The organism is Bacteroides ovatus, assembly GCF_001314995.1.
Classification (GTDB): domain Bacteria; phylum Bacteroidota; class Bacteroidia; order Bacteroidales; family Bacteroidaceae; genus Bacteroides; species Bacteroides ovatus.
In genome coordinates this window covers 4,457,002-4,468,965 of the sequence record NZ_CP012938.1, presented here as the reverse complement: position 1 = coordinate 4,468,965, position 11,964 = coordinate 4,457,002, and the positions used below count along the sequence as shown (strand labels likewise).

At 34.2% G+C, this 11,964-nt stretch carries 10 protein-coding genes and 1 pseudogene; 4 read left to right on the top strand and 7 right to left on the bottom strand.

The genetic code is table 11. The features are described 5' to 3' along the window. The first annotated feature begins 529 nt into the window (after nucleotides 1-529). Nucleotides 530-1,141, top strand: a complete 612-nt coding sequence (locus tag Bovatus_RS17135; RefSeq protein ID WP_004298279.1) for an HU family DNA-binding protein — start codon at nucleotides 530-532, stop codon at nucleotides 1,139-1,141. A gap of 171 nt (nucleotides 1,142-1,312) precedes the next feature. On the opposite strand, the gene Bovatus_RS17130 is transcribed toward Bovatus_RS17135, so the two are convergent. From Bovatus_RS17130 to Bovatus_RS17125, 3 genes and pseudogenes are all read right to left on the bottom strand, one after another. Further along, the gene (locus Bovatus_RS17130) at nucleotides 1,313-2,866 is read right to left on the bottom strand and encodes an ATP-binding protein (protein WP_004298280.1); all 1,554 of its coding nucleotides are present in this window, start codon (nucleotides 2,864-2,866) and stop codon (nucleotides 1,313-1,315) included. Nucleotides 2,867-2,911: 45 nt separating this feature from the next. Beyond that, nucleotides 2,912-3,100, bottom strand: a pseudogene (locus tag Bovatus_RS25825) (ATP-binding protein); the annotation flags it as partial. Nucleotides 3,101-3,268: 168 nt separating this feature from the next. Beyond that, on the bottom strand, nucleotides 3,269-4,141 hold the full coding sequence (locus Bovatus_RS17125) for a glycosyltransferase (protein WP_004298281.1): 873 nt from the start codon (nucleotides 4,139-4,141) through the stop codon (nucleotides 3,269-3,271). 384 nt (nucleotides 4,142-4,525) lie between these two features. Between Bovatus_RS17125 and Bovatus_RS17120 the strand changes: the two genes are divergently transcribed. Together Bovatus_RS17120 and Bovatus_RS17115 are read left to right on the top strand one after the other, a co-directional pair. Beyond that, a complete protein-coding gene (locus Bovatus_RS17120; protein WP_004322484.1) occupies nucleotides 4,526-5,524 on the top strand; it encodes a glycosyltransferase in 999 nt (332 codons plus the stop codon). Nucleotides 5,525-5,837: 313 nt separating this feature from the next. Further along, nucleotides 5,838-6,629 carry a family 6 glucosyltransferase gene (locus tag Bovatus_RS17115; protein WP_004298285.1) on the top strand — a complete coding sequence of 264 codons (792 nt, stop codon included), beginning with the start codon at nucleotides 5,838-5,840 and terminating at the stop codon, nucleotides 6,627-6,629. 18 nt (nucleotides 6,630-6,647) lie between these two features. On the opposite strand, the gene Bovatus_RS17110 is transcribed toward Bovatus_RS17115, so the two are convergent. From Bovatus_RS17110 to Bovatus_RS17100, 3 genes are all read right to left on the bottom strand, one after another. Then, a complete protein-coding gene (locus Bovatus_RS17110; RefSeq protein ID WP_004322485.1) occupies nucleotides 6,648-7,559 on the bottom strand; it encodes an alpha-1,2-fucosyltransferase in 912 nt (303 codons plus the stop codon). Nucleotides 7,560-7,678: 119 nt separating this feature from the next. Next, a complete protein-coding gene (locus Bovatus_RS17105; protein WP_004308033.1) occupies nucleotides 7,679-8,653 on the bottom strand; it encodes a glycosyltransferase family 2 protein in 975 nt (324 codons plus the stop codon). 11 nt (nucleotides 8,654-8,664) lie between these two features. Further along, nucleotides 8,665-9,645, bottom strand: coding sequence for a glycosyltransferase family 2 protein (locus Bovatus_RS17100; protein WP_004298288.1), 981 nt, complete (start codon nucleotides 9,643-9,645; stop codon nucleotides 8,665-8,667). Nucleotides 9,646-9,921: 276 nt separating this feature from the next. Between Bovatus_RS17100 and Bovatus_RS17095 the strand changes: the two genes are divergently transcribed. Continuing rightward, on the top strand, nucleotides 9,922-10,863 hold the full coding sequence (locus tag Bovatus_RS17095) for a glycosyltransferase family 2 protein (protein WP_004298289.1): 942 nt from the start codon (nucleotides 9,922-9,924) through the stop codon (nucleotides 10,861-10,863). Between the two features lie 93 nt (nucleotides 10,864-10,956). Here the strand turns inward: Bovatus_RS17095 and Bovatus_RS17090 are convergent, their stop codons facing one another. Beyond that, nucleotides 10,957-11,961, bottom strand: a complete 1,005-nt coding sequence (locus Bovatus_RS17090; protein WP_004308031.1) for a glycosyltransferase — start codon at nucleotides 11,959-11,961, stop codon at nucleotides 10,957-10,959. Between the last annotated feature and the right edge of the window lie 3 nt (nucleotides 11,962-11,964).

Below are 11,964 nucleotides of genomic sequence, written 5' to 3'. Positions count from 1 at the left end.
TATAAACAAATTTGACACCTCCCAAACGCACGTCCACTAGTAATGATTTGCAATTCTTATTCTCATATTCTCATAAGTTTCAGATAAAACACACAAAATCAGCATAGTACACCATGAGAAACGTTTTTAAATCCGGTATTTCTCATACTTTGTCTTTCATTTTTACTCAAAAATTGTCTATTTATCATAGTATTCCGGATCATTTCTCATAGTCAAATACCAACCATTCATTTCGCTCATTGGCCAACCTTATTTTACACAGCCCTCATCTATTATTTACATGTAAACAACCGTGTAATTATTTGTTTTTCAGTTAATAATGTCGTATCTTTGAAAGAGGATCTCAATCGTTTCACTACAGTGAACGGTTCTGTTCACTAGAGTAGAAAGATCTGTCTACTAGAGTGAAAAGAACCGTTCACTCTAGTGGAACGAACTAGCTGGTAGTTAAATAATAAAAGAATAAAGGCAAGATACACTAAGCGCATCAATTACATAATATATAAACAACCATTAAATTAGAACAAAGATGGCAATACAATTCGAGTTTTATAAGAATCCCCAACCGGAGAAAGAAGGAGAAGAACCTAGTTATCATCCACGGGTAGTCAACTTTCAACATGTGACTACTCAAAAATTGGCAAGAGAAATCCACATGGCAACCACTTTCGGAAAAGCGGAAGTAGAAGCCATGCTAATGGAATTGAGCAGATGCATGGGCAACCACCTATGCGAAGGAGAACGAGTACATCTGGATGGGATCGGCTATTTCCAGATTACATTGCAAGCGACCGAACCCGTGCACTCGCTTACCACCCGTGCAGATAAAGTGAAACTAAAATCCATTAACTTCCAGGCTGACAGGAATTTAAAGAGTTTGTGTATGAGTAGTCACTTACGACGTTCGAAATACAAGCCACATTCGGCTTCTCTTTCAGAAGAAGAGATCGACAAGAAACTCACTGCCTATTTTGCAACCCATCCTGTATTGACCCGTAGTAATATGCAGTCACTCTGTTGTTTTACCCAAAGCATGGCCAGCAGACAGATTCGTCGTCTAAAGGCACAAGGAAACTTACAGAATATAGGCAAACCCACACAGCCTATTTATGTACCAACTCCGGGGCATTATGAGAAATGATTTCAACGGGTATGAGAAATAAGCCAAATTAAGGTCTATTTGTGAATAAAGCTATGAGAAACACTAAATTTAAAATCATTTCTCATAGCTTACACCATTAACAATCTGACACTTAGGTCATATTTATGAGAACATGAGAAATGAATATTTTATATCCATTTCAGAGGCGCATCAATTCTCCACCAACCACTTTTCTATATTTCTTGTTTCAACACTAAAGTTAACGCCAATCTTGAAAAGTTTCCGCGAATCCGTTGCAAACGGACGAGCATAATGTTTATCCTCTATCTGCCGCAAAGCTTCTTCCGCCGTACCATTCAATTTAAATTCCATGATGTAGATAAATTTATCGGTCTGCAATACCATATCCACACGGCCCTCACTCGTATGATATTCCGCTTTTACATAGAAGCCTACCAGTTTACACACGATATATAGTACATTCTGATAATGTAATTCCAATTCGCGTGCTAGTTCATAAGGAATATCCGAAAAGAAACTTTGCAGACGGCGGAAAAAAGATTCGTAATCACCAGCACGTACCTCACGAACAAATTTTTGGATTTCAAAGGGAGATTCCACTTTATTGACGTTCGCATAATAAGGAAGCAGAAAACGGATAAATCCTTCCTCCACTTCACGATTAGGAAAACCTAAACGGTAAATACCAAATTCTTCATCATATCCCTTAATGGTGAGATATCCGCTCTGATAAATCACCGGAATAGGATTGGTAGATTCAGAATCCATACTGTTCAGTACCTGTTCATCGGTTTCTTCATGGGCCATCCGATGAAGGTCGTAATGGTGTTTCTTCAGCAATTCCACCAAATAAGTGGGAGTACCTGTTTCAAACCAGTAGCTTTTAAACTCATTCCTATCAAAAGCTAAAAGCAGACTGAAAGGATTGTACATTCCTTTGGAATTGTGCGTGAAATGATAGCCATCATACATTTCTTTCAACCTGGCACATATCTCTTCATACGTCACTCCCTGCACATTGGCAAATTCATGAAGTTCGGCATCCAGATTATCGTATAGCTCCTGTTCGCTCACACCACAAATATCTATATACTTATTCCACATTGAAATGTCATTCAGGTTATTCAAATCACTGAACACACTGACTTTACCGAACTTGGTAACTCCCGTCAACAAAGCAAACTTGATACACCCATCCTGACTTTTCAATGCGCCGTAGAAGGCTTTCAATGTATTGCGGAAACTCTTTTGCAAAACATCATCACCAATAGCCTGTAACATCGGCTTATCATACTCATCCACTAGGATCACCACACTTTGCCCCTCTTGCTGACAGGCACGCCTAATAATCCCCTCAAAACGCATCGCTAAAGATTTATCCGAGGGCTCTTCGCCATATATCTTCTCCCATTCCACCAACGCCCCATTCAGTTTATTCTCCAAACTTTCCGGAGTATCGTATTTTTCCGTATTAAGATCAAGATGTAATATAGGATATTTTACCCAATCTTTTTCCAGCTTCTCCATAGCCAGCCCTTCAAAGAGTTCCTGCTTTCCTTGAAAGTAAGCTTCAAGCGTAGAAATAAGCAGACTTTTGCCAAAACGGCGCGGCCGACTTAAGATATAGTAACTCCCGGTTTTCACCAATTGATAAATCAATGCCGTTTTATCAATATAAAAATAGCCACCTCTACGGAGTTTCTCAAAATTCTGTATACCAATAGGGTAAATCTTGCCACCCATATTTCAATCTGTTTAAGTTCACATCGTACAAATATACATATTATCTCAATATAAAAAACCAAATGTCCAAAGAGGAATCACATTCCGCATCCCGTACTCAATATCATCTTTCACGATATACGCATTCTCCACATCATGCACCTGCTTCTGCGATTTATTCTTCCCACCTACTTCAAAGGTATAACCACCTATTGTAAAATCAGAGACCTCTGATGTAGTTACCGGACGTACAACTCACAAAGTAGAAAGAAATTAAAAATGAACGATAAGAAGAAATGCCTAAGGCGATGCTTCCGCATCGCTGCACACGAATATAAGGATTTTTATTACAATAACAAGCGATAAACAATATTTCTTAAATGAAAAGCCGTGCTCCACTCAACATAAAGTGACACATTTTACCTAATAGATTAGTGACTGAAGCATTTTTTTATCACAGCAGTATCGCAATAAATATAGCTTCTCTGAGAATTTATAATAATGACTAGGCTTTCGATTATTCTCATTAATAATATAATTCATAGTTTGAAGATTGTTCTTCTCTAAAACTCTTCTTTCTTTTGCTGACACTGGATAACTTACTATCGGCAGACAGTTTTTCCATTTTGTGAAAAATATTCGTGCATTAGTCAGCCATTCATTATCTAGCTTTGAATTACTAATGTGCTCTATTAGAATATCATATACACATAATGATTTCAGTCCCAGCATATAAACCTGCAATGAGATATCAAGATCATAAAAATGAAATCCTTTGTAATTTATTTCATCAAATCTTATTTTATCAAAAACAGATTTCCTCATGCAAAAAAAACATCCATCCACTGCTACCACTTCTATGGCATTCGCATCTGCAATGGGTTTAAAGCAAGTATTATAAGTAATGGTTGGATCAGCTCTATTAGTGTCAATAGAATACTGGCAAATTGCATCCTTTCCTGCATCTGTACTTCCAGGTCCCCACCAAATACCCGGTATTTGACTAATAAAACGTGGTCCAGAAATTCCAATAAGCCCTACTTTCAAATCTCTGAAATGATTTATCAGAAGCTTTCCCCAATCACTAGTGTAATGTAAAATATCTTCATGCATAAAACATAGAAGTGGATATTGGCTCCTTTTGACCCCTTCGTTATAAGCACTAAATATATCATATTGACTTTTACTGTTATCAATACATATAATCTCATGAACAACCCCAACCGTATTCTCAATATTATCCTTCAATTCCTTAGAGATGGATTGAAACCTACTGCATATTATAATAGAAATCATATTTATTCAAATCAATTTTATATATTAAGATACTTTTATACGAATATCTCTAATTCATAAAAAAATAGTTCACAAAACTAAGGATAAAATCCTGTAAGGACAAACTTAGATTTAAAAAAATAAAAAACTCCAGACTTCCAAAGCTAACAGATAAATATAGAATGTAGATCATCCATCCTTAACTCTTCGAATTCAATTCTTCAGGAAAGAAAATCCTAACATATCACAATTATTTATCAAAACGTCTTAGTAAAAGTTTTTTTTGCTTATTTTTGTAAGATACAATACAATTCTAACAGTTTGGCAAGGACTATTGTATAACTTACAGTTATGATAGCTTTGAGAAACATATTAGTATAATTTATTTTATATATTCTATAAATTATGAAATGTTATATTTGTTTGACAGACTCTATTGTCAACAGAAAAGATTACTTTAACATGTTAAAGGTAACCTTAATTAGTGCTCGTAAAAACACATCTCTTCGATTAATTTGCCTATATGATGGTAAAATTGGCGATCCTGTTTACAACTTACTAAAAGATTTTAAAGTTGAGATCATCATCCATGAATTACCATATAAAAAGGAACTAATGGAAATATATTCTCACGAATGGATGGAAACAGAACTAGGAAAAGATATAGAATATAGTCGAATATTCGGCACATTCATGAGAATGGAGATTCCTATAATAGAAAAAGAAGACGAATATGTATTATACACCGATATGGACATAATCTTTAATGATGATATATTACTGAAAGATCTACCTCATCCTGCTTATTTAGCTGCTGCTCCCGAATTTGAACGCGATACAAAAAGAATGAGTTATTTCAATGCTGGAATATTAGTCATGAACATCCAAGGAATGAGAATCAAATATCAGCAATTTGTAGAGATGATGAAAAAAAGGCAAAGATCTACTTCAGGACTTTTTGATCAAGGGTACTTAAACGAGCTGTGTTTCAAGGACATGGAAATTTTACCTATTGAATATAACTGGAAACCGTACTGGGGAATTAATGGGAATGCTAAGCTTATCCATTTTCATGGAATGAAACCATGCAGCAACCTCGAAGAAGCAGGATTTGACACCAGAGAATCATTCTTTCGGACTATATTTGACAATAACAGTCAAGGCTATGCAGGGTATATATACTATTTTATTCTCTTTTTTAATTACCTAGGTCAAAAACAAGACCAATGGTTATGCTATCATTTACAATACATCCTTGACCTATATAAAAAACCTTTAATAGCCCTTGCACAAAAAACAGACTATAAACCAAAATACAGAAAATACAAACGTCTATACTCAATATTCGTAAGTATCTCTATACTATTAGCAATTCTACTACTTACTGCTTTATTTTTAGTATAATCAATATAAATAACACTCTCAAATGGACAAAACCGAAGGTCTAAAATTAAAACAATAAACATGAGAATTGGTATATTATATGTTTGCACTGGAAAAAACTTGCAAAGATACAGAGTAAGAACTATAGAAAAAACGGGGTTCACCGAATGCTTACTACCCATTTGCAAGACACTCATGACCAGAAATAAATAGAATTTACTTTTAAAAAGCTCCTGCTACCGGTAATTCACAGAAAATAAAAACACCTCAAACAAATAATATAAAATAAATCTTTATATATTTGCCAATAATATGAATCAAAGCAATAAATAAAATGAGAATTGGTATATTATATATCTGTACTGGCAAATATGACATTTTTTGGAAAGACTTTTATCTAAGCGCAGAACGTTATTTTATGCAAGACCAATCTTTCATTATCGAGTATTATGTATTTACTGATAGTCCTAAACTATATGACGAAGAAAACAACAAACATATTCACCGGATCAAACAAAAGAATTTAGGATGGCCTGACAACACATTAAAACGTTTCCATATATTCCTTCGTATCAAGGAACAGTTAGAGCGAGAAACCGACTATCTATTTTTCTTCAATGCCAATCTCTTATTCACCAGTCCTATTGGCAAAGAAATTCTACCACCATCAGATAGTAACGGATTACTAGGAACTATGCACCCTGGATTCTACAATAAACCGAACTCCGAATTTACATACGAGCGAAGAGATGCTTCTACTGCCTATATCCCAGAGGGAGAAGGTCGATATTATTACGCTGGAGGGCTTTCAGGTGGATGTACAAAGGCCTACTTGAAACTCTGCACAACAATTTGCTCATGGGTTGACAGAGATGCCACAAACCATATAATACCAATTTGGCACGACGAATCTCTAATCAATAAATACTTTTTAGATAATCCACCAGCTATTACATTGTCCCCTGCATATCTATACCCAGAAGGTTGGCTCCTTCCTTTTGAACCAATAATCCTCATTCGAGACAAAAATAAACCCCAATATGGCGGGCATGAATTATTGCGAAGAAAAAACTCTTTATGGGAAAGGATTAAGCTAATCTGCCAAAAATTTAAATCGGCTGATTAGTTATCCAATTTTTCTCTATTATAAAAATACAGAATTATGGAAAACTCCTTTCCACTGATATTCAACTTTATCATCACAAAGAATCACTATTTTATCTGCACTATCTCTCAATAAAGCACCATACTTTCCCAAAGTACCTTTACTTGTTATCTGATGTTTGCAATAAGCTATCAAAAACAAATCCATATACCCCTTATCTGAACCATTTATATCCACCACCTTGTAATTCTCATTTGCAAATTCAAGATAGGGAATAAGTTCTGATGCCACCCATTCCGGCTCATCTGAGAAAAAGTAAAAAAAAGGCATAACAGTCTCTTTTTCCATATAATCAACAGCCCTTTTAAAATAGCTCAAAGAAGCAGGCTTCCCATACGCTCGAACTTCAACACTTAAATCACCCCGTCGAACATGCACTGCTACAGGATTGATATTCTGTTTTATTTCTGACATTAACATTTTGCTACCCTCATCAAATATTTCAGATGAGATTCTATAAGTAGACATAAATGCGGGTACCCAAATATTTATCGGCAAATGATAATATCCACCTAAATAAATAGGGGGATTTTTTTCCAAAAATGAAAAATCATCTATCCATTCCGATGTATTATTCCCAACATAATAAAAATGTCTCTTATAATAGGAGATTTCGAACTCTGTTGCAATTGTCAGCCCCAAATAAGGAAACACTTTCAACAAATCAAAATTGCGGGCAAATTTATAATCCATGTCACTTCCCCATTCCTTATAAAAGGATAGATCATACACAACCTTACATCCACGCTTTCTAAAAAATTCTCCCAACAAATATTGGAGCATTTGAGAACAAATACCACCATCCATCAACACTACAACCTTAGGAGTAACTAAGCGAGCCTTCAACATTCTTTTATAACAACTTCTTTGCCACCTTCTAATAATACTCATTTCTTTATATCTTATTTTACCAACTATACTGCAACAGATTCAAATCCTCCAACCAGCTAGATTATAAGCGATAAACAATATATGCTTCATTTCTCAACGCCTTAATTTATCTGAGCACATTACAGTTTATGGCGCATATTATAATATCTAAGTTTCAAATCTCCCCAGAAACCTGATACTCTATAAGCATTCACAATCTTACGTTCTCTTTTTGACAAGTTGTTTATTAAACAAGGATAGGATTCCATTTCATTAACAAGCCGTTTCATTTCCTTCCTAATATCAGCAAAACGTTTCCAATAAATTCTTCTAAAGGCATTTTCAAGATGGAAATGAGCAAGTGCTTCCTTCATCTCTTCCCTCAACCCTTTTTTATCAATATAATTTTCAATCCATATTGTATAATTCACAAAGTCTCCATACTTTTTATCATCAAAAGTTGCTGGATGTGACATTGACGTATTGGTAAAATTATAGTCAATAATTATATAATCAACTGAAACGACTTTTTGTAAGTATAACAATAATTGTGTGGAAAGAACGACATCTTCACCAAATGATATATCTGGCCTTTCTATTTCATTCTGATATAATGATCGAAGATGAAATTTTGACCATACACACCAATAAGCCTTTTTTAAAAGAATATTTTTCAAAAACTCCACGCCTGACAACTCTACAAAATCAAAAAAAGTTGATTTATGAAACTCTCCATCATAGCAAAACATAAAAGGGGCCACTACCATATCCGCTTGCGTTTCCTCTGCTTTAGCAACCAGCCTAGTTATTGCATCCTCATGCATAATATCATCACTATCTAAATATTGGATATATTTGCCAGTAGCAATATCTATACCCGATTTACGCGCCTGCACTAATCCTTCGTTTTGTTTATTAAATACAACAATCCGGGGATCTTCAGCCGCATACGTCTTTATTATATCTAAACTATCATCTGTACTTCCATCATTCACTACAACAATTTCAAGATTAGTATACGTTTGATTAATAACACTCTGCAACGTTTTAGTTATCGAATTGTGCGCATTATAAACAGGAATAATAACCGAAACTAAAGGGTATTCTTTTTCCATTATATCATTTTTTAATTCTTTTTCTTGGCAAAGTGAGTCCAATAATAAATTGGCCAAAAATAAGTTATCTTACGTAATCGTTTATAATATTTAGAAGACAATTCTTTTCTTGACAAAAAACGCCATCTACTCAACTTGTTCCTCATATCTTTAATTTCAACAGGATACGACTGATGATTAGGATCCGTCATAAACCCTTGAAAATGATTAAAGCAATTTTCCACAATCACATTGACGGCATCAAACCAATCTCTACCTTCAAACAACCGCCGCTCCTTTGCAAACTCCAATCTTGAATATTCAGCCAAGAAATAATGATAACGTTTTATAGGATTGATTGTATGGCAAATACTATCACCTCTCTGTATATAATGATAATAAGCAGCATCAATCCAAACTATTTTATCGCAAATACTTATCCAGCGATAAATAGTCGCATGATCCTCAAAAAACATACCTACAGGAAAGCGATAAGAATCAAAAAAAATTTTATCAAAAAGTTTAGTACAAGCTGAACTACTTACTCTCTCAAAAATAATATCTCGCTGAACATCTTGACTAGTACGTACATACACATTAGCTGTATTAGGATACATTTGTTCTATACGGCCATCTTCATACTCAAAGCAAAAGTTGCAATATACCATATAAACTTTGTTCTGTACCATGACTGACAACATGTTTTCATACATTGTCGGTTCAATATAATCATCGCTATCTATAAACCCAATATATGGAGCAGTCGCTATTTCAATTCCTGCATTACGAGCTATAGATAAACCTGCCTCATCAAGATGCAACACTTTTACTCTAGAATCAATATTAGCATATTCATCACAAATAGAAGGGGAATCATCGGTCGACAAATTATCCACTAATATGATTTCTATATCTTTCAACGTCTGATTACGTACAGACTCTATACAACGTCGCAAATACGGAGCTGTATTATGAACAGGGATGATAACGCTTACCGAGTATTGAGATTCCATATTTGAATATTCATTTTCTACTTGCAAAAATAAGGAATAATATCCATAGGAAGTATCTAAAAAGAGATTGTTTACAAATAGAGCAGAATTTCACGCTTACAATTAACCATTATTAACAATACGTATATATAACTGAAAAGCCAAAAGAAAAAATTCTATGGGGTATTTTGCATTCAGCAACTTGCTAGTATAGTTTTCCATCACAAAAGTTTGCAAATACAATATTTAAACAAACTGAATGTGTATATTTGCAAAACCTAATTGATAGCAATAAAAATGAAAAAATTAGCAATTATTATACCAGCTTATAAACCACGTTTTTTGCAAGAAACACTTGATTCTATCGCTAAACAAAACAATCACGAATTTACCGTATATATTGGTGATGATGCAAGTCCCTACCCATTAGAGACCATAGTAGATCGTTACAAGAACAAGTTTGACATTATATATCATCGTTTTGAACAAAACATGGGCAAAAAAGACCTACCCGGTCATTGGGAACGATGTATATTATTGTCAGCAGAAGAACTTATATGGCTTTTTTCAGATGACGACTTAATGCCCTTTGACGGAGTAGCACGTATAATTCGAGCCTCACAAAAACATTCTGAAGGAAAATATATATTCCGTTTTCCTTTAGAAGTCGTTGACGAGTATGGTAAACTAAAGTATAAAAACCCTCCTTTTAAAACCGATTTAACTTCTGGATATGAATTCCTATTAGATAAATTATCTGGGAAAATTAGTTCTGCCGCCTGTGAGTATGTATTTAGCCGAACAGTATGGGAGCAAACGGGAGGATTTATTAAATTCCCTTTGGCTTGGTGCACCGATGATGCAACATGGGCTAAATTTGCAGAATTTACAGGAGGAATCATATCTTTACCAGGCAATCCTGTCAGCTGGAGAAATGCTGAAGGAGAGAATATATCAAACTCCACTCATTTCAATAAAGAAAAGATTAGAGCAACAATACTTTTCATGGAATGGATTAGTATAAACTACCATTCCCATCTTCACGAAAGAAAATTCAAAAAAGCAATCAAACGTTATATATATAAATTCCTACAGCATTCGCTAAAAAACGACTTTAGCTTACACGACCTTTTACTTTTATGCAACGCTCTAAGAAAACTCACACTAAATGTATCTTTGCTAGTTTTAGTTCATCATGTTGGGAAGAAAATAAAAAGGCAATTAACTCGCAATAAATAAATTGCCTTATATTTTTGAATTTAAGGAATACCCTTGCTAACAATATCCTTTAAGAATTTTACTATAATAACTGTAAACGGCCATACTCTTCAATTACTTCAATAGAGATGACAAGCTAACACAATAATTATCGATAGAAAACTGCTGTGCTTTTTTCAAAGACATTTTTTTTAACGAATTGAGCAACTCTCGATCATTTGCTAAGATCATAATATTCTTTATAAAATCATCGGGAGAAGAACAGAAACATGCATTAGTCTCATCGCAATAGTCCCGTATAGATCCAACATCACTAACCACCATCGCCAATCCTGTTGCCATTGAAGTACAAATTACATTACTTCCAATAGTATCCTTCATCACATTTAATGAAATATCAGAATCATTCATATAATGCTTTAATTCCGCCTCCGGAACATACCCCACCAATGTTGCATTCTTTAAACCTGAAAACAAATAATCAATATTCTCCCGCCCTTTGCATATATAAAAATGAATTTGCGGAAGTCTTGAAACAATATAAGCAATCTGTTCAAAGTCACGTGCCAAAGCACCCATTACTATTACCTTGACATCACCACCTCTGTTATAAAGATTTGCAGAAGGAGTATAATAATTATTATCGACATAATGAAAGGAAGTATAAACATTCTCTATTCCTAAATTATTGAGATAGCATGTCAAACTACTTCCCAATGTTACAATTTCTGTAACAAATCGCGAACTCTTCTTTATTTGTGCTTTCGAATATCGCCTTTCCAATTTTTCAGGAACAAGATGCACCATAGCATATATAGGTGCTTTAGGACATATAAAGCGTATTATTTTTGCAAACAATATTTGATATGAATCTCTATGTAAATATTCAGTAAGAACAAACTTATCTCCTGATTTATATGTCATTGCTAATTTAAGTGCCGTAAAAAGCACAGAGATTTTCTTCCCCTTTTTTCCCTTATCCAAAAAACGCCTACCCATATTGAAAGTATACATTTTATACAATTCAGGATTTCTTTTTTGAATATATTCATAAAGATACCTCATTCCTGTATGATTACCAGATGTTGAAGGCCAATCATAACAAATAATATATATCATATT